The sequence below is a fragment of the Micromonospora sp. NPDC049047 genome, from assembly GCF_040649135.1.
Classification (GTDB): Bacteria; Actinomycetota; Actinomycetes; order Mycobacteriales; family Micromonosporaceae; genus Micromonospora.
Genome location: NZ_JBEZEY010000003.1, coordinates 502,120 through 524,344, shown reverse-complemented (window position 1 = coordinate 524,344; position 22,225 = coordinate 502,120). Strand labels below are relative to the sequence as shown.

The 22,225-nt window shown below is 70.5% G+C and carries 17 protein-coding genes; 8 read left to right on the top strand and 9 right to left on the bottom strand.

The window, feature by feature from the left end; genetic code table 11:
* Positions 1-10: 10 nt before the first annotated feature.
* The gene (locus tag AB0B86_RS08105) at positions 11-265 is read right to left on the bottom strand and encodes a hypothetical protein (RefSeq protein WP_357413718.1); all 255 of its coding nucleotides are present in this window, start codon (positions 263-265) and stop codon (positions 11-13) included.
* A gap of 167 nt (positions 266-432) precedes the next feature.
* Between AB0B86_RS08105 and AB0B86_RS08100 the strand changes: the two genes are divergently transcribed.
* The 4 genes from AB0B86_RS08100 (at position 433) to AB0B86_RS08085 (ending at position 4,199) form a co-directional block, all read left to right on the top strand.
* A complete protein-coding gene (locus AB0B86_RS08100; protein ID WP_357413716.1) occupies positions 433-888 on the top strand; it encodes a PRC-barrel domain-containing protein in 456 nt (151 codons plus the stop codon).
* A 272-nt stretch (positions 889-1,160) separates the two neighbouring features.
* Positions 1,161-2,219 (top strand): tryptophan--tRNA ligase, encoded by a 1,059-nt coding sequence (trpS, locus tag AB0B86_RS08095; protein WP_357416704.1) that lies wholly within the window; start codon positions 1,161-1,163, stop codon positions 2,217-2,219.
* A gap of 93 nt (positions 2,220-2,312) precedes the next feature.
* Complete coding sequence (locus tag AB0B86_RS08090; protein WP_357416701.1) at positions 2,313-3,500, top strand: low temperature requirement protein A; 1,188 nt, start codon at positions 2,313-2,315, stop codon at positions 3,498-3,500.
* 105 nt (positions 3,501-3,605) lie between these two features.
* Positions 3,606-4,199, top strand: coding sequence for an HAD family phosphatase (locus AB0B86_RS08085; protein WP_357416699.1), 594 nt, complete (start codon positions 3,606-3,608; stop codon positions 4,197-4,199).
* Positions 4,200-4,203: 4 nt separating this feature from the next.
* Here AB0B86_RS08085 and AB0B86_RS08080 read toward each other — a convergent pair whose 3' ends face one another.
* The 4 genes from AB0B86_RS08080 to AB0B86_RS08065 form a co-directional block, all read right to left on the bottom strand.
* The gene (locus tag AB0B86_RS08080; RefSeq protein ID WP_357413708.1) at positions 4,204-5,175 is read right to left on the bottom strand and encodes an NADP-dependent oxidoreductase; all 972 of its coding nucleotides are present in this window, start codon (positions 5,173-5,175) and stop codon (positions 4,204-4,206) included.
* Positions 5,176-5,398: 223 nt separating this feature from the next.
* Positions 5,399-6,466, bottom strand: a complete 1,068-nt coding sequence (locus AB0B86_RS08075) for a DUF916 domain-containing protein (protein WP_357413706.1) — start codon at positions 6,464-6,466, stop codon at positions 5,399-5,401.
* A 91-nt stretch (positions 6,467-6,557) separates the two neighbouring features.
* A complete protein-coding gene (locus tag AB0B86_RS08070; protein WP_357413704.1) occupies positions 6,558-8,531 on the bottom strand; it encodes a metallophosphoesterase family protein in 1,974 nt (657 codons plus the stop codon).
* 144 nt (positions 8,532-8,675) lie between these two features.
* Entirely contained in the window at positions 8,676-10,043 is a 1,368-nt protein-coding gene (locus AB0B86_RS08065; RefSeq protein WP_357416695.1) for a HupE/UreJ family protein, read from the bottom strand.
* Between the two features lie 20 nt (positions 10,044-10,063).
* Here AB0B86_RS08065 and AB0B86_RS08060 point away from each other — a divergent pair, with 20 nt between their 5' ends.
* Positions 10,064-10,726, top strand: a complete 663-nt coding sequence (locus AB0B86_RS08060; protein WP_357413700.1) for a hypothetical protein — start codon at positions 10,064-10,066, stop codon at positions 10,724-10,726.
* 82 nt (positions 10,727-10,808) lie between these two features.
* Here the strand turns inward: AB0B86_RS08060 and AB0B86_RS08055 are convergent, their stop codons facing one another.
* The gene (locus AB0B86_RS08055; RefSeq protein WP_357416693.1) at positions 10,809-12,461 is read right to left on the bottom strand and encodes a cellulose binding domain-containing protein; all 1,653 of its coding nucleotides are present in this window, start codon (positions 12,459-12,461) and stop codon (positions 10,809-10,811) included.
* A gap of 534 nt (positions 12,462-12,995) precedes the next feature.
* On the opposite strand from AB0B86_RS08055, the gene AB0B86_RS08050 reads away from it, so the two are divergent.
* The gene (locus AB0B86_RS08050) at positions 12,996-15,596 is read left to right on the top strand and encodes a hypothetical protein (protein ID WP_357416691.1); all 2,601 of its coding nucleotides are present in this window, start codon (positions 12,996-12,998) and stop codon (positions 15,594-15,596) included.
* Positions 15,597-15,620: 24 nt separating this feature from the next.
* On the opposite strand, the gene AB0B86_RS08045 is transcribed toward AB0B86_RS08050, so the two are convergent.
* Together AB0B86_RS08045 and AB0B86_RS08040 are read right to left on the bottom strand one after the other, a co-directional pair.
* The gene (locus AB0B86_RS08045) at positions 15,621-16,364 is read right to left on the bottom strand and encodes a hypothetical protein (RefSeq protein ID WP_357416688.1); all 744 of its coding nucleotides are present in this window, start codon (positions 16,362-16,364) and stop codon (positions 15,621-15,623) included.
* The gene (locus AB0B86_RS08040; protein WP_357410006.1) at positions 16,357-16,857 is read right to left on the bottom strand and encodes a sigma-70 family RNA polymerase sigma factor; all 501 of its coding nucleotides are present in this window, start codon (positions 16,855-16,857) and stop codon (positions 16,357-16,359) included. The genes AB0B86_RS08045 and AB0B86_RS08040 overlap by 8 nt, the downstream gene beginning before the upstream one ends.
* Before the next feature lie 181 nt (positions 16,858-17,038).
* Here AB0B86_RS08040 and AB0B86_RS08035 point away from each other — a divergent pair, with 181 nt between their 5' ends.
* The gene (locus AB0B86_RS08035; protein WP_357410008.1) at positions 17,039-20,269 is read left to right on the top strand and encodes a S8 family serine peptidase; all 3,231 of its coding nucleotides are present in this window, start codon (positions 17,039-17,041) and stop codon (positions 20,267-20,269) included.
* 71 nt (positions 20,270-20,340) lie between these two features.
* On the opposite strand, the gene AB0B86_RS08030 is transcribed toward AB0B86_RS08035, so the two are convergent.
* A complete protein-coding gene (locus AB0B86_RS08030) occupies positions 20,341-21,096 on the bottom strand; it encodes an SDR family NAD(P)-dependent oxidoreductase (RefSeq protein ID WP_357410010.1) in 756 nt (251 codons plus the stop codon).
* Between the two features lie 569 nt (positions 21,097-21,665).
* On the opposite strand from AB0B86_RS08030, the gene AB0B86_RS08025 reads away from it, so the two are divergent.
* Complete coding sequence (locus tag AB0B86_RS08025; protein WP_357410012.1) at positions 21,666-22,148, top strand: class I SAM-dependent methyltransferase; 483 nt, start codon at positions 21,666-21,668, stop codon at positions 22,146-22,148.
* Positions 22,149-22,225 lie beyond the last annotated feature (77 nt).

Sequence of the window (22,225 nt, the reverse complement as noted above, 5' to 3'; positions counted from 1 at the left end):
CGAGCGCCGATCACGACGAACGGGGCCGACGAGCGGCGAGCCAGGCCCGGACGCCGAGGACGCCGGCTGTCGTCCCGATGACCAGAGACGCCGCGATCAGCAGCGCGTGCACCCACAGAAAGCTGGTGGCCGGACCCTCGGCGACGGTGCCCGACGTCCACGATCGCGGGTCCTGCCAGATGGCGACCGCGAACCGCGGCCAGATCACCCAGGTCCAGACCCCGACTCCGACCAGGAAGGCAGCCCACCCTCGCGACAGCACCATGGCAGCCGAGTATGCCAGCGCACCGGTCCACCTGGCCGTCAACGGACACCCCGCCGCAACGCCACACCGGTGCGGGAGACGTGACGGGCCATCGGTCCGTTTCTCACCCCGACGCGCTGGGCACTTCGAAACAGGACAGCTGAGGACCGTCCCCCCGGAGGTGCCCCGTGCAACCCTCGATCTTCAATCCCTGGGCCTGGCGCGACCCGGCCGCCCTGGCTGGCGGATACACCGAGACCACCCCGTCGGTCACCCCGCCGGAAGGGCAGGACGGCGGCCACGACGGTCCGGACGCCCCCGGTCCCGGCACCCCACTGGACCTGGTGGGATACCAGGTGCAGGCGAGTGACGGGCGCATCGGCACCATCGACGAGGCGAGCAACGAGGCGGATGCCGGGTACCTGGTGGTGGACACCGGCCACTGGATCTTCGGGCGGAAGGTGCTGCTGCCTGCCGGCACGGTGGAGCGGGTGGACCACCAGGAACGCGTCGTGCACGTCGACCGGGCCAAGCAACAGATCAAGGACGCACCGCCGTTCGATGCGGATTCGGCCGACCCGGAGTACCGGGAGCGCGTTGGCGCCTACTACGCCGACAACCACCTGGCCCCGCCTCGCGGGTAAAGTGAGGTCGTGGTCCGGACGGGCAATTTCGCACCGGAGGCGGTCGACCAGGTCGACTGCCGCCAGCTCGGTGCGCTGCCCGGGGTTCCGACCGGCTCCGGCGATGGCCGTGAGCAGATTCTGAGTGTCCTCCGTGCCGGTGGTCTGCGGTTCCGCGCCGGCGCGCGATGGCGGACGGCTCGCTGAGCCGATCCCGCTGACCGAGGGGGCTGACCCGCCCCGCTCGGCGCGCGCCCACGCGTGACCCACCTTCGGATACGAGAGGCATCACCATGTCCGTCGCACGAATGCTCACCGGCGACCGGCCGACCGGCCGCCTGCACCTCGGCCACTACGTCGGCAGCATCGCCAACCGGGTACGGCTGCACCACCGCTACGAGAGCTTCTTCATCATCGCCGACCTGCACATGCTCACCACCCGCAACCGCCGCGAGGACATCGACAAGGTCTCCGGCAACGCCCGGGAGATGGTGACGGACATCCTCGCCACCGGGGTCGACCCGGAACGGGCCACCTTCTACCTCCAGTCGGCGATTCCCGAGGTCGGCGACCTCAACACCCTGCTACAGAACCTGGTGACGGTGCCCCGGCTGGAACGGGTGCCGTCGCTCAAGGAGATGGCCCGCGATGCCGGCAAGGAAGAGATGCCGTACGGGTTGCTGGGCTACCCGGTGCTCCAGGCCGCGGACATCCTCTGTGTGAAGGGTGAGGTGGTCCCGGTGGGTCGGGACAACGCCGCGCACGTCGAGGTGACCCGGGAGATCGCCCGGCGGTTCAACCACCTGTACGGCCCGGTCTTCCCGGTGCCGGAGCTGATCGCGGCGGACACGCCGAGTCTGGTGGGCACCGATGGGGCGGCCAAGATGAGCAAGAGCCGAGGGAACACCATCGCTCTCTCCGACGATGCGGCGACGGTACGTCGCAAGGTGCTCGGCATGTACACCGATCCGAACCGGGTGCGGGCCGACGTGCCGGGCACCGTGGAGGGCAACCCGGTCTTCGCGTACCACGAAGTTTTCAATCCGGACCGCGACGAGGTGGCCGACCTGGCCCGGCGCTACCGGGCCGGCCGGGTCGGCGACGTGGAGGTCAAGCAGCGGCTGATCGTCGCGCTCGAGGGGTTTCTCGCGCCGATCCGGGAGCGCCGGGCCGAGATCGAGGCGGACCGGGGGTTGGTGGACCGGCTGATCGTCGAGGGCACTGAGCGGACCCGCGAGGAGGTCCGCCAGACCCTGGTCGAGGTACGCCGGGCGATGGGGCTGACCGGCGCGTACCGGCAGGTGCGGCGACGGGCTGAGCGGAGCCGGCGGCGGACCGACGCCTCGGCCTGAGGCCGGCACCCGGGCGGCGCTGTCCGCTCTCCCTCGCCAGGCGCCGGCGGGAGAGCGGATGAATCGCCGATCAATCTGGCGCAGAATGCGGGGATGAAGGGGATTTCGGGCATTCGTCCGGTGCCGGCCGCCCAGACGCACCGGACCACGATGTTCGAGATCTTCTTCGATCTGGTCTTCGTCTTCGCACTCACCCGGGTCATCACCTTCATGGCCGGCTCGCCGACCGCGCTCACCCTGGCCCAGGGGCTGCTCCTGCTCCTGCTGTTGCTCTACTCCTGGGGGCCGTACACCTGGTTGGGAAACCTGGTCCGCGCGGACGTCGGCCTGGTCCGCGCGGCGACCCTTGTCGCGATGGCGGCGACCTTCGTCGCCGCGCTGGTGCTACCGGACGCGTGGCGGCAGGAACCGGAGGTCCTCGACCCGCCGCTCACCCTGGCCCTGGCCTACGTGGTCGTCCGGGCGGTACAGCTGGTGATCCTGTTCTGGGTGAGCGCGACGGACCCGCCGCTGCGTTCGACGCTGCGTTTCTTCAGCGTGCCGGTGGTGTTGGCGTGGCTTCCGCTGATCGGTGGCGCACTGCTCGGCGGGGCGGCCCAGACGGTGCTCTGGACGGTCGCGCTGCTCGTGGACATCGGCGGCGCGCGGATCGCGTCGGCTTTCCGGCCCTGGCCACTGCGCAGCCTGGACCACTTCACCGAGCGGTTCGGCCTGGTGCTCATCATCGCGCTGGGTGAGTCGTTGATCTCGGCAGGTGCGGGGCCGCGGACGATGGCACCGGCCGGCGCCGGGATGGCGGCCGCACTGCTCGGCCTCACCAGCACGGTCTGCCTGTGGTGGCTGTACTTCGACCGGCTGGCGCCCGCAGCGCGGGGGGCGATCGGTGCGGTGCCGGGCGACCGCCGGGCCGGGGTGGCCGGCGACGCGTACGGCATCGGGCACTCACCGTTGATCATCGGTGCCCTCTACGTGGCGCTCGGCATCGAGGAGGTGATCGACCGGCTCAGTGGGGAGGCGCCCCCTGCCGGCCCGCTGGGCTGGGAGGCCGCCACCGCCCTGTACGGGGGCGCGGCCCTCTACCTGCTCAGCAGGCTGATCTTCCGCCGACTGACAGTTGGTGCCGTCGACCCGACGCAGGTCGTCACCGCGCTGCTGCCGCTCGCCCTGCTGCCGGTCGGCCGATCAGTGGCTCCGTTGGCGGCGCTCGCACTGCTGACCGTCCTCCTGATCGGGATCACCTGGTTCGAGCGACGGGTGGACCGCCGTGACCTGGTGTCGTGAACTCGCGACCGAAGAAACCTCACCGAGCCGGAACGGGCCCACCTGCTGCGCCGGCTGGCGTCCGTCGGCGAAGCCTGAACGCAGGTGCCGCTGTACCCTGCCTCGATGACTCTGCCTCTGCCGGCCGGTGAGTTCGCGGCGTACCTGTTCGACTGCGACGGCACCATCGTCGACTCGATGCCGCTGCACTACCTGGCCTGGCAGCGGGCCCTCCAGGAGTGGGGTTGCGAGTTCCCGGAGGATCTCTTCTACGCCTGGGGTGGCCGGCCGACCGCCGACATCATCGTCGCCCTGAACGAGCAGCAGGGTCTGGCCATGCCGGTCGCGACTGTCGTCGAGCGCCGGGAGAGCTACTACGAGGAGTTGCTGCCGCAGCTCGCCGCCGTACCCGAGGTGGTGGCACACATCCACGACGCCCACCGGCGGGTTCCGTTCGCCGTGGTCTCCGGCAGCACCCGCGCCTCGGTCACCGCCTCGCTCGGCGCGCTCGGCCTGCTGGACCGGTTCGACGTGCTGGTCTGCGCCGAGGACTACACCCGGGCCAAGCCCGACCCGGAGGCGTTCCTGCTCGCGGCGGAGCACCTCGGCGTACCCCCGGGGTCGTGCCTGGTCTTCGAGGACACCGACCTGGGCATTCGGGCCGCGACCGCGGCCGGCATGGCATCGGTACGCGTGCCGCGACAGCGCACGCCGCGTTGAGGTCTCACGCCACCGTCAGCAGCAGCTTGCCCGGGTAGGAGGTCTCCAGGCGCTTGTGCGCCTCCCGCACCTTGCCCAGCGGGTACGTCTGCGCGACATGCACCACGAACGGGCCGGCCTCGATGAGTTCGTTGAGGCGTTGCAACTGGCGGGGGCTGGCTTCGCCGTCGTACGCCCGGACCGTCACACCCGGCCGTTCCTGGGGTTCCGGCCGCACGCCGTGGGCGAAGGCGACCACTCCGCCGTCGGTGAGCGCCTCGGTGAGCCGGTCCAGCGTCTTGCCGCCGGCCATCGCCAGGATGGCGTCCACTCCGGCCGGTGCCGCGTCCCGGATCCGGGCGAGCACGTCGGTCAGGTCGCCGCGGCCGTCGAGGGACACGTCGGCGCCGAGGCGGGTCACCAGCGCGACGCCCTCCGCGCCGGACGCCACGGCGATCACGTTCAGGCCCTGCCGCTTGGCCAACTGCACGGCCAGGTGGCCCTGACCGCCGCTCGCCCCGAAGATCAGCAACCAGGCGCCGGCCGACAGGCTGAGGGTGTCCAGCCCGGCCAGCGCGGTAAGCGCGTCGGTGGGCATGGCTCCGGCGTGCTCGGCCGGTACGCCGTCGGGCACCTTCGCCGCGTAGTCCGCCTTGACCGCCGCGTACTCGGCGTAGAAGCCGCCCTTCGGGCGGGTGGTGGCGGAGACGTAGACGAGCTCGCCGACCACGACGTTCGACACCTTGCGGCCAGCCGCGATGACGGTGCCGACACCGTCGGAGCCCGGCACGATCGGCAGCGCGGAGCCCTCCGGCACCAGCACACCCTGCCGCTCGTAGACGTCCCACACCCCCACGCCAGCGCTCAAGACCTTGATCAGCACCTCGTCGTCGGCGATCTGCGGGATCGGCAGCTTCCGCAGGGTGATCACCTCCGGCCCGCCGAACTCGTCCAGGGCCGCGGCCTGCATCCGCTCTGGCACATCCCCGTCAACCATGTGGATTCCCCCTCAGTGCCGGCGTCACCGTCGCAGCATGCCGGCTCGGGGACGGGCGTGCTCCGGAGCTGAGCGCCGTTCACCCACAAGGGCGACCGGCCATGCCGGGTGTGTCCCGAGCGGGCCCAACAGGCATGACCGCCAGCCCGGAGTACGGCGGCTCCGGGCGGGCGGGCCGCGACGACGGCGGCGGTGCTCCCGTTCGCCGGCGGTGGCTACGCCATCAGGAGGTTTGCGGCTCCTGACCACGCAACGCCTGCGCGACGGCGTCGGCTACGCGGGCGTCCTCGCGCACCTTGCGCCGCGTCCGGTTGCGTCGCCGGTACAGGTACGCCCCGACGACCGCGGCGACAACTACGACGAGCACCAGCACCAGCGTCCACGGCAACGCCCAGCCGTGCGCGGTGACCTGGACCGGCTTGAGCGAGGTGGTGGAGCCGGAGGCGTCGGTGAGGAGCGGGGTGAGGGTCACTGTCGCGGCCAACGAGACGGCGGGGGCGACCCCGGCGATCGGCACGGTCACGTCCCAGCTCTCGCCCGGGAGCAGTTCCGGCGGCGCGGCGATGTCCTTCGCCCGGACCCGCAGCACGCCGAACGGCCCGGAGACCGACACCGCCTGCTGCCCGGAGAGCGCGGCGTTGCCGACGTTGTGGATCTTGTACGTGACGGTGGCGTCACCCTTGCTGAACGGGTTGGCCGAGCCGCCGTACGTCACGTGCGGGTCCTCGATCGCGAGGCGCGGCTTCAGCTCACCACCGACCCGCAGCTTGATCCGGATGCCGAGGCGCCGGTCGACGTTGATGCCCTCGGCCTGGTCGGCCTGGGTGAGCGCGGTGAGGATCCCACCCACGTAGTCACCGGGCGTGGCGTTGGCCGGGATGCTCACCGTGAAGGGGACCTGTGCGGTCTTGCCGGGCTGGACCACGACACTGCCGGCCTTCGGCTTCGCCCAGGCGCCGATCCCGACGGACTTGGCGTCCCTGGTGACCAGGTCGAGCTGGCCCGCGTCGGTGGTGAAGCCGTCGGCGGCGTACACGGACAGGGTCAGGGGCGCGGGGCCGCGGTTGGCCACCACCATGGCGTCCTCGACGGCGCTTCCCGGGTTGACGGTGTAGCTGTAGCTGGACCGAGCCTCGCCGTAGCTGTTGGAGGCCGTGCGGACCGTCCAGGCGACGTTGCCGTCCGCCGCCAGAGCGGGGCCGGCACCGACGCCGACGGTCGCGACTGCGGCGAGCAGAGACAGCGTGGTGGTACGAGCAAGCTTCTTCCAGCGCGTTACGGACGGGTACATGTCGGATCCTTGAGGTGATCTTGATAAGGCGGCAAATGGGTGGCGGGGCAGGCCCCCGAAGGTGCCTACCCCGCCCGGTGGAACAGCTGGATCAGCTGCTCAGTGCGGTGATCGTGAGCGTGGTGCGGTAGCTACCCATCGCGATGCTGTCCGGGATCTTCAGATCCAGGTCGGCACCGAGGCGGGCGCCGCCCCGCGCGTGACCCTGCGCGGCCGCGGCGAGGGCGCTGGAGACCGAGAGGCCCTTGCCCTGGTCGTCGAGGGACGACAGCACCGGAGCACCGGCCTCGGCACCCGCGCCGCCGTCGAGCAGGTACGGGGTCCAGCCCAGGTAGGAGCCGGAGAACTTCTTGTCGGCGTCCTGGAAGTCGCCGACGTTGGCCGAGATCGACCACGGGGCGAGCGAGCGGCGGCTGTCCGACACGAGGATCGGGTTGATCTTGCCGGTCGCCTCGAAGAAGGTGCCGTTGCGCTCCTGGGCGGTGCCCAGGTCGACAAGGCCGTTGTAGCCGTCGATCGTCCAGCCGAACTCGCCCGGAGCCGGGTTCGGCACGTTGACCTGGATGGCCTGACCGTCACCGTGGTACGGGTGGATCGCGGTGCTGTCCACGATCGAGCCGACCGGCTGCCCCTCGGCGGTGTTGGTGCAGGAAAGGCCCTTCTCGACCGCCGCGTTCGGCGCCGCGCAGGTGCCGCTGCGGATGTTCTGGAGCACCAGCTTGTCGGCCTTGACCTGCACCTTGACGTAGCTGCGGACGTGCTCCTGGTTCTGCGCCGAGTTGAACCAGTAGTTGCTCGGGTTCAGCGGGTCCGGGCCGAGGCCGGTGGGACCGGTGCCGGTGGTGCCCGGCTTCTTGATGTCGTAGTACTTCGAGCCGGAGGCCGAGTTCGCCGTCACGTAGATGACGCCGCCCGGGCCGGGGAACACGTCGGCAGCGCCGGGCTGCTCGGCCGGGTTCTCCTTCTGGCCGTTCTTGATCGAGTAGCTACGGGTGTAGACGTGGTCGTGCCCCTGCAACACCATGTCGATGCCGAGGTCGGAGAACGCCGTCGTGAAGTCCTTCCGGCGGGCCGCGTTGTCCCCGTCGGTGGAGTGGGTAGCCGCCGAGTAGATGGAGTGGTGGTAGACGAGCACCTTCCACTTGGCCTCGGAGCCGTGCTTGTTGACGACGTCGGTGACGTACGAGACGTGCGCCGCGTCGCCGCCGGCGGAGCCGTCTGCCGGGTTGACGTAGCTGTTGCTGTTCAGATCGATGAACAGCACATCCTTGTAGATGTACCAGAAGTCGCCGCCGGAGCGGGTCGCCTGGTCCCCGGAGTAGTACTGGGCCGAGCGGTCGGTGTTCGGCGTGAAGTGGTGCTGCTCCCAGGACTTGCCGCCGACATCGTGGTTACCGATGGTGGCGGCGAAGGGGTACTGACGCAGCTGCTCAGGGGCCAGGAACGAGTCCCACTGGCCCTCGTCGTTGGCACTCTCGACGTGGTCACCGGCGGAGACCAGCAGCTCGGTGTTCGGGTTGGCCGCGGTGGCGACCTTCAGCGTGTCCTCCCAGCCGGCCTGGTCCTTCAGCCGGTCACCGGAGGAGCCGATCTGCGGGTCGCCGAAGAAGAGGAAGTCGTAGTCGCCCTCGAACGCCCGCGTCTTGAAGGCGTACGCCGGGGACCAGCTGCCCTCGGCGCCGACCCGGTAGGAGTACGCCGTGTTCTCGCGCAGGTTGCTGATCGTGGCGTGCCTGTTGAAACCGGTGGTGGAGGTGTTCGCCGCGCCGACGGCCTCGAAGCTGACGGCGCTTGCCGGAAACTCGCCGTTGACGATCTCGGCGGTCGGGGCCAGCTGGATCTTCTGCGCGGTGTCCGCGGAGGAGTACCAGCTCACGATCCGCTGGGTCTCGTTGGCGCCGACGCCGAGGATCACGCCGGTGATCGTGGTGGACTCGGCCGCGCTGGCGGTGGCCGTCAGGCCGCTACCGAGGGCCGCGCCCATTCCCAGGAAGCCGGCTGCGACCCCGGCGACCACGCGCCGCCGCACAAGCCCGGGGGCCCGTGTCGAGGTGCTCAATGTCATCGACATTGTTCCCTTTTCAAATAGAGAAATGGATGGTGACTTCACCCGACGCCGGGGAAGTAAATCCACGCTTTCGCCGCCTGATGAACCGACCATGAACGTGATCTTGCGAAAGCCTGCACTTCGCGAACTACTTAGCCCCACTCAGGACCCGGAAACGCGCTGCACAAACCAGATCAGCCCCATGACGGACACGGCTGCGGAAACACCGCCGGTCGCCCAGATGCCGGCTTTCGGCGCACGACGGCGCAGGACGAGCAGCAGCGGGAAGACCACTGCGATAATCGTCAACTGAACGACCTCGATGCCGATGTTGAACACCAACAGCGACCACAGCAGGGTCCACGACCAGGCCTCGTCGATGCCCAACGCGCCAGCGAAGCCCAGCCCGTGTACGAGGCCGAAGCAGAACACCACAGCGAGCCGGATCCAGCCGGCCCGGTCCAGGCTGAGGTGACCGTGCCCCGCCGTCTCCAGGTCGGTAGCGTGCGCGCCGCGTCGCCAGATCCCCCACAGGTGCCAACCGGCGACCACGGCGATCGACAACGCGATGACCGGCTCCACCACCGCCCCCGGCACCTCGACCAAGCCGAGGGCCGCGAGCATGAACGTCACCGAGTGCGCCAGGGTGAAACTGGTGGCCGCGAGCACGATCTCCCGCAGCCGCCGCGAGCCGGCGATGAGCGCCAGCAGGAACAGGATGTGGTCGATCCCGGACAGCAGATGTTCGGCGCCCAGCAGGAAGAACTCCCCGAACCGCTCGTACCAGGCCTGCGCGGTCGAGAAGGTGGGGTTGGCGCTGTCCAGCGCCGCGCTGCCCGAACGGCCGTCGATCTCGTAGGTGACGATCGTCTTGGTGCCCTTGACGTAGTCCTCGCCGTCCGGGAACAGCGTGCTGCGCACCTCGTGCTCGTTTGCCCGCTCGGGGCAGGTCCAGTCGAACAGCAGATTCGCGTACGGCACACCCTCACGCTGGCCGATCGTCGGGTCGCCCACCTGGGTTGGCCGACAGGCCGCGTCACGCGCGGTGACCGAGAACCGGTCGGAGATGTACCTGAGAACCGTCGACGAATGGCTCTCCAGAGCCGCGGCCTGGGCGTCGCCGTCGCCCGCTTCGAATGCGGCGGTGCCCACCTGGAAGAGCGGGTCGTCGTCGACCGCATCCGCGGCGGACACGACGAGAAGGTCGTATTCGAGGTCCAGCGCCGTCCGGATGTGACCCTCGTCTCCGGCCGTTATTTTCGCGTACACAGTCGACGAAAACCCGTGCGCGGACGCCGTTCCTGCGCCCAAAAATGGAACCACCGCCGCAGCAATCCCGACAGCGGTGACGATAACGGTACGGCGGACGCGCCCGAACATGCGACTCCCTCGGTTGGCCAGTGCACGTTGCATGGCGCGGGTGAACACCAGCCCGCGTGCCGACGAACCGCCGGAAAACAAAGACCTCGAACGGTCGTACGCAGATAAACGGCGCAGGGAATTGAGATAGGAATACGAGGCTGCCGTCACCGCTCGAAAGGACGACCACCTTGCGCCCCCCGCTTCGGGCCGTTGCCATGCTGGCCGCGACCGCCGCGCTGGTCACCGCCTGCAACTCCGGCGACGACTGGTCACAGCCGCACCCCGCGCCCAGCGCCGTGGGGACTCTCGGCCCCGGATTCGTCGCCCCCTCCACCACCCCCGCTCCGGAGGCGACGATCACGCCGCAGCCCGGCTCGTGGGCGGGGGTCCACCCGCCGAGGGACTACCGGGTGGTCCTCCTCACCGCCGGCACTGACGACCCGACGAAGGCGCTCGTGACGGCCGTACGGGAGTGGGCCGACGACGAGCACGCGGATCTCCGGACGATCGTCGTCGGCAACGCCCACGATGCCGTTCCCAGCATCGCCAAGGCCATGGAGATGAACCCGGATCTCATCGTCAGCGCCGGGGGTGACCTCGTCGATCCCCTCGCCCTGGTCACCCCGAACCACCTGGACGAGAAGTTCCTCGTGGTGGGCGCCGAACTCGCCGAGCCCACCCACAACGTCACATCTGTCGACTGGGAAGGCGCGTCGTTCCGCGGGGAAGGGCTCGGCATGTCCTCGACGTACGACCCGAAGTCGTTCACCGCCGAGCGCTGCGCGGCGGCCATCCGGGCGGGTGTGGCAGCGGTCCTCAACGACCTGACCGGGATCGTGGTCTGGCTCTGACGGCGGAGGATCGGGGCTGTCCGCCCCGCTGTCGGCAGGGCCCGGTGCGGGGTCGTGCGACCTCCGCACCGGGCCCCGTGGGTCAGGGGGTTGAGCAGGTGGGCGTCATCCCCGCACCGCTGCCGGTGCCCTGGTAGCCGAATTCGGTCGACTGCCCAGGAGCGACGGAGCCGTTGTAGGCGACGTTGGTGAACCGCACCGTGCCGGTGTCGCCGCTGCGGTTTGCGCTCCAGACGCCGGTGATGCCGGCACCCGACGGCAGGGTCATGGTGACGGTCCACCCGTTGACCGGCGTGGCGCCGGCGCTCACCCGCACCGTGGCGACGAAGCCGCCGGTCCACTGGTTGATCGACACCGTCGCCGTACAGCCACCATTCGTCGGGGGCGGCGTGGTCGGAGGCGGCGTGGTCGGGGGCGGCGTCGTCGGAGGCGGCGTCGTCGGAGGCGGCGTCGTCGGGCCGTCTGTCAGCACCGGGGTCGGCCAGTCCCGCCAGTCGGCCAACCGGCCGAGCGCCCTGCTGGAAATCCGCATCACACCCGGTTCGTTGCCCGTCCTCAACAGGAACTTCCGGATGTTGTTCTGGAGCGGGGTACGCCACTCGGGGCGGTTCGCGCAGTGGCTGCCGTCCTGCACGTCGGACCAGTAGGTGATGTTGTCGCCGGCACCGAGCGCCCGGTAGACCTCCGCGCCGGCCAGGGCCGCCACGCTCGCCGACCGGGGGCCGAGGTTGGCGATGTGCGGGTTGTCCATGATGAACAACCCGCGCGGCGCGACCATCGCGACCATCTCGTGGGTGTCGACCGGGAGTCGGTTGGGGTTGCCGGTGAAGGAGCCGAACGCGTCACCCAACCACGGCTGCTCGCCGTAGGCGCTACTGAGGCTCTGGGCGCCCTCCCCGGGTATGCCGCGGAAGATGGGCACGCCCGCGCTGCCTGACTCGATCGGCATGGTCAGGGCGATGCGCTGGTCGAACGCGCCGATCGCGAAGGCTCCCTTGCCGTACCGCGAGCAGCCGGTGACGCCCATCGCGTCGGGTTTGAGGAGCCCGTTGCCGGACTGCTCGATCACATCGATGATCCGGCTCACGCCCCAACTCCAGGCGGCGAGCAGGCCGGTGCTGCTCGACGAGCCGTAGATGCTGTAGAACGCGCCCTGCTTGTTGTTCCGTGGTGTGCCCTCGCGGCCGACGGCCAGCGGGTCGTAGCTGATGACGGCGGCGCCGGCGGCCTTGATGGTGGCCGTGTCCGCACCGAAGCCGCCTACCACCACGACGGCCGGGAACGGGCCGGTGCCGCTCGGCAGCTCGACCCGCGCCGAGAAGCTGGAACTCCGGCCGTTGTGCGACACGTTCACGTTGATTGTGGTGTTCGAAACCGTCCCCGTGACGGTGGCCGGCTTGGCTGGCTTCTCGCCGAAGACGAACTTCTCCGTCAACTCCCTGATCTCCGCCCGGCGACAGCGCCAGTCGGACCTGGTGGTGATTGTCGTCCCGTTCAGCCTCCGGAACGGATCGGGAAGCTTGGCGTTGGTGGGCAGCGAACCAAGGTCGGGCAGGCCGGAGACGGCACAGTCGGTGCCCTCGTCCTCCACCGCTGCGGCGGCCATGACGCCGGGGGCGGCCTGCGCGACTGTCGTTCTTGCTACGACGGATGCGGATCCGGCGACCGTGAGCGCTGCTATGGCCAGCGCGACGACGGTGGGCCGGATCCCTGAACGGCCCGAGTGGATTGTCACCAGGGCTCTCCTTCCGAGGGTGGTGGTGGGAAGGAACGAAACGTGATCGATGATCACGAATGCCAGCCACGCCAAGTCTGCGCAAGGCCATCGCCACCAGTCAATGACTTTCCGAAACTTTCGGCAGCTCATGGGGGGGGGTCGACAGCCAACCAGCATGGCGCGACTCCGCGCGACAGTGGGCGGCGGGGGTTCGGACGCGCACCAGCTGTGCAGCAGCGGCAGCGCCCCGAATATCGGAAACCTTTCGAGGACCGCGCGGACGGCCAGCCGGGACGGCTACGCCGAAGCGTCCGCCGCATCAGCCGCGACGACCGCGGTCGTCCGGGGCAGCGAGGAGCGACCCCCGCCGCGCCCGCCCATCGTCCGCCCCGACAGCGACGAGCGACCGTCGCCGCGCCGGCCGATCGTCCCTCCGACAGCCGGCTGATCAGTTGACCGCTGACACCAAACTGGGACCACGCCGGCGGCACCCGCGTGCGATCCTCTCTGCGCGGGTGGCCTCTGGCCCTCGTTTCATCATGGGGAGACAACGTGCGTACACCTTCGCGTGCTCGTCGCCGGCTGACGGCGGGGATCGCGGCATCGGCGCTCACCTGCACGGCAGTGCTGGGCCTCACTGCCACTCCGGCCGCCGCGGCACTGTCGGCGCCGACCGATCTCAAGACCGCCGACCAGCCCTGCGCCACCACGGCGCCGGGGCCGTACCTGAGCCCGGACCGGCTCAACATGGCCGGCGCCGTGGTGCTGAAGGGCACCCTCTCCGGCGCGGACGAGGGCACCGAGTTGCAGGCCGACTTCCAGGTCTGGGACGTCACCCACCCGGAGCAGCCGCAACAGTGGCTCACCGGCATGGCCCCGAGCAACGACGAGGTCTACATCCAACTTGAGGACGATTCGCGGCAGCTCGACGGCGTCACGTACGCCTGGCGGGTGCGCGTCCTCGACGGTGCCACGGCGACGTCGTGGAGCGGCACGTGCTACTTCACTGTCGACCGCACCGGCGGCCCGGCGCCGACCGTCGCCTCCGCCCAGTACCCGTCCGGTGACTGGGACAACGCCAGCGGCGCGATCGGTGTCCCCGGCACGTTCACGCTGACCTCGGCCAGCGCCGACACCGTCCGCTACCGGTACGAGTTCTACGAGAGCGAACTGAGCGAGCCGATTCCTCCGGCCTTTGTGGACGCTGACGGACTCGGCGGCCCGGCGACTGTCGAGTCGACGCCTCGCGCGGCGGGATACCACTCCGTCGCGGTCTATGCGATCGACCGGGCCGGCAACTACTCCGAGCCCGCACACTACGTGTACTACGTCAAGGAGACCCGTCCGTCGATCTTCTCTTCCGCGTACCCGGAGGGAACGCCGAACCTGGACTACAACATCGGCGTGCCCGGCGCGTTCGAGTTGCGCTCCAGCGTCGCCAACACGGCGTCGTTGGCCTGGCGGATCGACGGGGGTGGCCCGTCGGGGACGGTGCCGGTGGCCGCCGACGGGACGGCGACGGCAATGATCGCGCCGACCCGCGCCGGCCAGCAGACCCTCTACGTCCACAGCGTCACCCGGGACGGCACGGCGCACGCCGCCCGCGCCTACCAGTTCACAGTGGACGACGGCCCGAGGCTCACCGGTGACGTCGACCGCGGTGTCACGATCGGCTCGTCGCTCAACTTCCACCTCACCCCCCGGTCGCCGCAGGTGCAGGCCTACGTCTACTGGGTCGAGCATTCCGGGCTGTTCCCACCGCCGATCGAGAAGATCACCATTCCGGCGCGGGCGGACGGCACCGCCGACCTCACCTGGGTCGCCAAGCAGACGGACGTCAACGGTCTGCGCATCCAGAGCCGAAGCGCCGACGGCACCCTGTCGGTGCCGCGCTGGAACTACATATCTGTCGACGGGGCGGCGCCGACGATGAACCGCCCCGGCGACACCGACCTGGGCAAGCCGGTCACCTTCACCGCCCGCACCCGGATGGCGAACGTCACCGAGTACGTGACGACGTTGAACGGCGACGATGCAACGAAGCAGGTCGTCCGGCCGGCCGCCGACGGCAGCGCCACCTTCACCTACACGCCGACAAAGGCTGGCTACACCTACGTCAGCGTCGTCGCCCGTAACGCCGACGGGGTGCAGAGCGACGAGGGCGGCACGTACTGGTCGGTGCTTGACGGACCTCGGGTCACCTCGACGGACTTCCCGACCAACGGCAACGGCCGACTGGCTCCGGGCACGTTCAGCTTCACGCCGCGCCTGCCAAGCACTACCGCCTACGAGTATTCGGTCAACTACGCGCCGTACACCACGCTCGCCGCCCGGGCCGACGGCACCGCCACCCTGGCCTGGACACCGCCGGACGTCGGTTGGTATTACCTGACCGTTCGCAGCGTCACGGCCAGCGGCACCCGCTCCGGACTCACGCAGTACAACTTCCAGGTCGAGTCGGCGACGGTCTCCTCGGTGGCGCCGGCCGTCGTGGCGCCGGGTGCCGTTCGGACGATCACCATCAGTGGCAACGGGCTGAACCCGAAGGACCGGGTCCAGGTGACCCCCGCCGCCGGGGAGCCGATCACCGCCACGGTGAAGACGGTCTCGTCGGACGGCACGTCCATGACCGTCGAGGTGGACCTCAGCTCCGCGCCGGCCGGCCCGGCCAGCCTGACGCTGTACGCGTACGACTCCGGCAAGGCTGTGGTTCTGGACGACGCCTTCACCATCAATCCGCCCCTGGCGATCCGCGCGGTCAACCCGCCGGCGATCACCGGAGCGGCGGAGATCGGCAGCACCGTCACGGCGACCCCGGGCACGTGGACACCCTCGACGACGACCTACCAGTACAAGTGGTCGGCCGACGGCGTCCCGATCGAGGGTGCGACAGGTGCGACGTTGCAGATCTCCCAGGCGCTGCTCTGGAAGCGGCTCACCGTGACGGTGACGGCCAGCCGGGACGGCTACGCCGAAGCCTCCGCCGTATCGGCCGCGACGACGGCGGTGGTCCGGGGCACTGCGGAGCGACCCCCGCCGCGCCCGCCGATCGTCCAACCGGACCGTGAGCAGCGTCCCCCGCCGCGCCCGCCGATCGTCCGCCCGAGCCCAGCCGTTGTCGAATCCGCGCCGTCCAGCCAGCCGACCGGCTGATCAGCGAACCACGGGGGACGCGGTTCAGCGTGGGGCAGGCCCACGGTCCTCGAACTCGTACGTGGTGGTGAGGCCCTCGGGCAGGTCGGGCACCAGGGCGTTGGTGCCGTCGACCACCTGGACGTAGCGCTTCCCCTGAAAGATCGAGTAGCTGCCGTCGGCGACCTGCTCGATCCGGAAGCGCTGCGTCGAGGCGGCCGCATCGCACGAGCGCCCGCGTACGCTGCCCGGCGCGGTGTCGTGCACGACTGTCATGCAGACCTGGTCGGCGCCGGGCGGGGCGGCCAGGACTATCCGGAACCTGTCCCCGTCGGGGCGCAGCATCCACAGCGCCCGCTCGTCGCTGCCCGGGTCGGTGCTGGCCCGCACCTGATCGCCGCCGTCGTCGATCGCCAACGCGGCCCCGCGCATGCCGGGCAGCACGATCCGGACCTGACGGCGGCCAGCGAGGATGTCCTGCGGTCCAGCCGCCGCGGTCTCGGACGGAACTATCGACGACGGGACGGGACTCGCCGGGCCGACACCCAGGTCCGGCGTCTCGCCCGGCGCCGTCAGGACGGCGACACCCGCCGTCAGGACGGCGACACCCGCCGTCAGGACGGCGACACCCGCCGTGCCGGCGAGCAGGGCCAGCCCGGCGGCGACGACCGTCACCCGATGCCGCCGACGCCTGTCGCTGCGCTGCCGCAACGTCTGCGCGGGGGGAAGCGTGATGACGCGCCGGACCTCGTCGACGATCGCGGTGAGCTCGTCGCGTGGATCAGCCATGGGACGTCTCCTCCTGGTGCGCATCGGTAAGCCACCCGGCCATCGCTCTCCGACCTCGGGCGAGGTACGTCTTCACGGTCCCGACGGGGGCCTGCATCTCGGCTGCCACCTCGGCGACGCTGAGATCGTTCAGGTGGTGCAGGACCACGGCCCGGCGTTCGTTGGCGCTCAGCCGCTGCAACGCCTGCAGCAGGGCGACGTGGTCCTCGTTCAGTCCGGGAACGCCCTGGTCGACAGCGGCCCGGCGATGCGCGCGTACCCGGTTGAACGTCTTGCGCCAACTGCTGACCGCGATCCTGGACGCGACGCGGCGGACCCACGCTTCCGGGCTGTCCGCCTCCCGTACCGTCCGCCAGCGCTGCCAGGCCCGCATGAACGCCTCGGCGACGGCGTCCTCCGCCTCGGCACGGTTACCGGTCAGCGCGTACACGTGACCCACGACCCGACCCGCGCAGGCCGCGTAGAAGGCGTCGAACTCCTCGGCATCACGCATCCGACCGGTGCCCTCTCCTGCCGCGTCCGCTGGTCACCGCCGCATGCAACCCGTCCGGGGGAATCGGACACCCCGGCGCGGGGCAGCTTTGTGACGACCGTCACAGCGCAGTGATCAACCTAACGCCCAGGCCAGGCGTCATCGTGCCGTCCCGGGAGACGCCCGTGGCGGAGAGGACGATGTGCGACGACGGCAACGACGCGCGCTGACAGCCGGCGTACTCGCGACGGCGCTGGTGGCGGCGGGCCTGACCGCCACCCCGGCGAGCGCGCGGGTGAAGCCGGGGGCCACTGTCGACGGCAGACCCGGCACCTTCACGCTGATCACCGGCGACGAGGTCGCGCTGGACGCGGACGGCCACCCGACGATCAAGCGCGGGCCGGGACGGGCCGGCATGCGGTTCGTGACCAGCCGCGAGGGCGGCCACCAGTTCGTCATCCCGGTGGACGCGATGCCGCTGCTGCGCGACGGCCGCCTCGACCGTCGGTTGTTCGACCTCACAGTGCTCGGCGGGTTCGGCTACGACGACCGGGCCGCCGAGCTGCCGCTGCTTGTCGCGTACCCGGAGAACGCGGCGGCGCAGGCGCGGGCCGCGACCGTCGGGGGTGCCGCACGGGTACGGGCCGACCTGCCCGCCACCCACGCGTTGGCGGTGCGGGCGAAACGGGACGACCGGATCACGCTCTGGGGGTCCCTCACCCGTGGGACGGCCTCCGCGCGCACCCTCGCGGCCGGGGTCACCCACATCTGGCTGGACGGCAAGCGCACTGTCTCCCTCGACCGCAGCGTGCCGCAGATCGGCGCCCCGACGGCCTGGCAGGCCGGCTTCGACGGCACCGGAGTCACAGTCGGCGTGCTCGACACCGGGATCGACGCCAGCCACCCCGACTTCGCGGGGCACCTCACCGAGGTCCGGGACTTCACCGGGGGCAACGACCCCGGCGACGCGGTCGGCCACGGCACCCACGTGGCATCGACGATCGTGGGCAGTGGCGCTGCTTCCGGCGGCAGGTACCGCGGCGTGGCACCGGGGGCCAAGCTGCTCGTCGGCAAGGTCTGCGCCACCACCGAATGCCAGGACTCGGACATCATCACCGGCATGCAGTGGCTCGCGCCGCAGGCGCGGGTGGTCAACCTGAGTGTGGGTGGCGACGACGCTCCCGGTCTCGATCCGCTGGAGACCGCGGTTCAGGAGCTCAGCGATCGGTACGGCACGCTCTTCGTGGTCGCGGCCGGCAACGAGGGCAAACCGAAGTCGGTCTCCTCCCCGGCCTCGGCCGACGACGCCCTCGCCGTCGCCGCCGTCGACGCCGACGACCAGCGGGCCTACTTCTCCAGCCGGGGGCCGCGCATCGGCGACAACCACATCAAGCCGGAGATCAGCGCGCCCGGCGTCGACATCGTGGCCGCCGCCACCGGCGGTGACTACGCCACGATGTCGGGCACGTCGATGGCGACTCCGCACGTGGCCGGCACCGCCGCGATCCTCGCCGGGCAGCACCCGGACTGGACCGGCCCGCAGCTCAAGGCCGCCCTGATGGACTCCGCCAAGCCGACCGGCGAGGACACTCTCTACGAGCAGGGCGCCGGCCGGGTCGACATCGCCCGCGCCGTCGCCCAGCCGGTCGCCGCCGACGTCGCCGCCATCGACTTCCCGGTCCAGCGCTGGCCGCACGCCGACGACACCCCGATCACCCAGGTCGTCGGCTACCGCAACACGGGTACCGCGCCGGTCACCCTGACGCTGGGCATCGCCCCGGCTCCAGCCGGCATGCTCACCGTCAGCCCGACAACACTCGTGGTGCCGGCCGGCGGTCGCGCCGAGGCGACGATCACCGTGGACACCCGGGTGGACGCCGCGGACGGCCTCTACCAGGGCGCGCTGACCGCCACCGCGGCCGGGGACCTGCGGGTACGCACGCCGTTCGCGCTCAACCGCGAGGTCGAGAGCTACGACGTACGGCTCATCCACACCGGACGCGACGGTCGACCGGCCACCGGGTACACGACAGTGGCGGCGAGCCTGGCCACCGGCGAGTTCAGCACCCTCGACGGGGCACCGGGCGGCGGCATCCTGCGGCTGCCCAAGGGCCGGTACGCGCTCTACAGCACCATCCACGAGGATGCGGCGTCGACGCTGCTCGTCCAGCCCGTGCTGGACGTACGCGGTCCGGTCACCGAGGCCGTCGACGCCCGCACCGCCAAGCCGGTCGCGCTGACGGTGCCGCAACGGGACGCCGCACCCATCGCGATCAACGTGAGCGCGAACTGGGACGACGGCTTCCGCTACCCGGGTGTCCAGCTCAGTGGGGTGTCGTTCACTGACGTCTTCTTCGGCCGGATCGGGCCCGCCGTCGCCGCGCCGGAGTTCACCGCGACGCTGGGTGTCGGGCTCGCCCGCCCCGGCGCGGACGGGACCTTCCGGAACAGCCCCTACACGTACGACCTGGCGTACGTCCGCCCCGGCGACATGTTCACCGGCCTCGCCCAGAAGCTGTCGGCGAAGAACCTCGCCACAGTCAGGACTACCTACCGGAGCCAGTCCACGGCGGCGACCGCCGTGCGGTTCCACCGCGCGTCGGCACCCGGAGGGTCCGGCCCGATCGGTTCGAACACGCCGCTCGACCTGCCGTTCCACGGCACCGAGTACTACAACACCGACGGCGGCATCACCTGGACGTCCACGTTCGTCGAGGGCGACAACTCCAGCACGCAGGACTCCACGTTCCAGCCGGGCCGGACGTACACCCAGACCTGGAACGCGGCACCCTTCGGCCCCACTGTGGCCCAGGCCCCGAGCCTGGCGGCCCTGGGGTACGCGGGCCGCGACGGCGACACCATCTCGATCGCGTCGCTGCCGTTGTTCGGTGACGCGGCCGGTCGCCCCGCGAGCCGCGACGACCGGCCGGTGCGGTTCCGGCTGTCGCGCAACGGCACGGAGATCGGCAGCTCGGACAGCCCGTGGACGGAGTTCGCGGTGCCCGCCGACAAGGCCAGCTACCGGCTGGAGGCGACAATCACCCGTGCCGCCCCGGACACGCTGTCGACCTCGGTGTCGGTGGCGTGGACCTTCACCTCGGCGCACACGTCGTCACCGCAGCGGCTGCCGCTGACGACGGCCCGACCGACGCCGGTGCTCGACGACACCAACACGGCCCGGACGGGCAAGGTCATGGCCATCCCGGTGGCGTTGGACCGGCAGGAGGGCTCGACGGCGGCGGCCAACCGGACGCTCGGCGTCTCCGCGTCGTTCGACGACGGCAGAACGTGGGTCGCGTTGCCGGTGCTGCGGGGCGTCGCTCTCATCGCGCACCCCCGCCGGCCCGGTTTCGTGTCGCTGCGGGTGACGGCGGCGGACACCGTCGGCAACACTGTCACCCAGACGATCCAGCGGGCCTACCGGATCGCCTGACGGGCCCGCCCCGAGTGCGCGGTGGACGGTCGCTGGCGACCGCCGTCCCGCACTCGGGGCGTCCTCGCGCCTCAGGCGGTGAAGGCACCGTCGATGGCGATGGACGCGCCGCTGATGAAGGTGGCCTCGTCGCTGATCAGGAACGCGGTGAGCGCGGCGACCTCGTCGGCGGTGCCGGCCCGGCCGGTCGGTTGCCTCGACAGGTAGCGCTCCGCCGTTTCCGGGGCCTGACTGACGACGCCCTGCCAGAGCGGAGTGTCGATCAGGCCGGTGACCAGGGCGTTGACCCGTACGCCGGAACGGGCGACATCGAGTGCCGCCGAGCGGGTCAGGCCGATGACACCGTGCTTCGACGCGTTGTAGGCGGCCTGCGTCGCGTCGCCCTTGACGCCCGAGACGGAGGCGTTGTTGACGATCGAGCCGCCGCCGGCGGCGATGATCGCCGGAATCTCGTACTTGAGGCCGTAGAAGACGCTCGTCAGGTTGAGGGCGAGCGACTGCTGCCAGTTGTCGCTGTCGGCCTCCCGGACACTCGCCATCGGGCCGCCGCCGGCGTTGTTGAACGCGCCGTCCAGCCGCCCGAACTCCGACACCGCGGTCTCGACGAGCCGCGCCGTCTCCTCCTCGACCGTCACGTCGGTCGGCACGAACAGGGCGACACCGCCCTCGTTGCGGATCTGCACGGCCGCCTCCTCACCCCGGGCCTTGTCCCGGGCGCCGATGACGACTCGCGCCCCCTCCCTGGCCGCCCGCTGCGCGAACGCCAGACCCATGCCCTGCGTACCGCCGGTCACGACCAGCACCTTCGAATCCAACCGTCCAGACATCTCGTCTCTCCCTCACTCGGGTATGCCGCTGCGCGGCGGGGCTGAAGATCCACGGAGTGGCACCAGAGGTCTCAGACCTCGTCAGCCGGCCGTAGGGGCTTCACGAGGCGGAACGCTAACCTTTTCTGGAACGATCGACAAAGTTACTAGACTCACAATTACCCGGATTTGTTCGGATCGTAGCCGCACAACGTTCAGCAGGGCCCAGCCGAACGGGAGGACCGGGCTGTTGGCGGAAGATATTCCGTGGTGATCGTTCCATAACGCGGATAGCCGTGGTGCCGGCTCAGCAAACACTCTCCCGGCGTCGGCGAACGACCTCCCGGAGGTCGCGCCGGTGGCCACGCACCGAGCCGCGTGATTCGCCACCGGTGACCGAGGACACGGTGCGCGGAACCGTCCGGCAGGGTGGAATCAGATGCGTGAGCAGAGCACACACCACGAGTGCCGTCGGGCGGCGCGCTCTGCCCCATCACCATCCGGTCGCCACCCGCGGCGACGACGCCCCAGCGCCGGACGAACCTGTGCGAGGGACCGCGGCGCACCGACAGCGCTGGGCGGTGCGGACGATGGCAGTCGCACCTGACGACCAGGTGCTGGAGATCGGCTGCGGCCGAGGAGCCGCAGTCTCCCTGGTCGCCGACCAACTGAACAGCGGCCGGATCATCGCCCTCGACCGCTCGGCGACGATGGTCCGACTCGCCATCAAGCGGAACGCGAGCCACATCGACGCCGGTAGGGCGGAGATCCGGTGTGCCGGCTTCGAGTCGGCGGACCTCGCCGGGCACCGCTTCACCAAGATCTTCGCGGTGAACGTCAGCCTGTTCTGGTTGGGCGACGCGACGCAACAGATCGACCGGGTGCGGAGCCTGCTCGCACCCGGCGGGCGGCTCTACGTCTTCGCCGAGCGGCCCACCGCAGCCCACGCCACGGCGAATCTCACCGCTACCGAGTTGCTGCTCCGAGCACACGGCTTCACGACCACCAGATCGAGCGCCGTCCGCGGTAAGGGCCGGGTGCTCACCTGCGTCAGCGGCACCCCCATCGAGTAGGGCCGACGTACCGGAACGATCGGCGTATCTTGTCGGGGCAGCAGTTGACCGCGCGGCACCAGGCGGTGGAGGGCGCC

Excerpts from the sequence above, each read along its gene's own strand:
- AB0B86_RS08105 (WP_357413718.1), bottom strand. The coding sequence starts at position 265 with ATGGTGCTGTCGCGAGGGTGGGCTGCCTTCCTGGTCGGAGTCGGGGTC.
- trpS (WP_357416704.1), top strand. The coding sequence starts at position 1,161 with ATGTCCGTCGCACGAATGCTCACCGGCGACCGGCCGACCGGCCGCCTG.
- AB0B86_RS08090 (WP_357416701.1), top strand. The coding sequence starts at position 2,313 with ATGAAGGGGATTTCGGGCATTCGTCCGGTGCCGGCCGCCCAGACGCAC.
- AB0B86_RS08085 (WP_357416699.1), top strand. The coding sequence starts at position 3,606 with ATGACTCTGCCTCTGCCGGCCGGTGAGTTCGCGGCGTACCTGTTCGAC.
- AB0B86_RS08080 (WP_357413708.1), bottom strand. The coding sequence starts at position 5,175 with ATGGTTGACGGGGATGTGCCAGAGCGGATGCAGGCCGCGGCCCTGGAC.
- AB0B86_RS08075 (WP_357413706.1), bottom strand. The coding sequence starts at position 6,466 with ATGTACCCGTCCGTAACGCGCTGGAAGAAGCTTGCTCGTACCACCACG.
- AB0B86_RS08070 (WP_357413704.1), bottom strand. The coding sequence starts at position 8,531 with ATGACATTGAGCACCTCGACACGGGCCCCCGGGCTTGTGCGGCGGCGC.
- AB0B86_RS08045 (WP_357416688.1), bottom strand. The coding sequence starts at position 16,364 with ATGGCTGATCCACGCGACGAGCTCACCGCGATCGTCGACGAGGTCCGG.
- AB0B86_RS08040 (WP_357410006.1), bottom strand. The coding sequence starts at position 16,857 with ATGCGTGATGCCGAGGAGTTCGACGCCTTCTACGCGGCCTGCGCGGGT.
- AB0B86_RS08030 (WP_357410010.1), bottom strand. The coding sequence starts at position 21,096 with ATGTCTGGACGGTTGGATTCGAAGGTGCTGGTCGTGACCGGCGGTACG.
- AB0B86_RS08025 (WP_357410012.1), top strand. The coding sequence starts at position 21,666 with ATGGCAGTCGCACCTGACGACCAGGTGCTGGAGATCGGCTGCGGCCGA.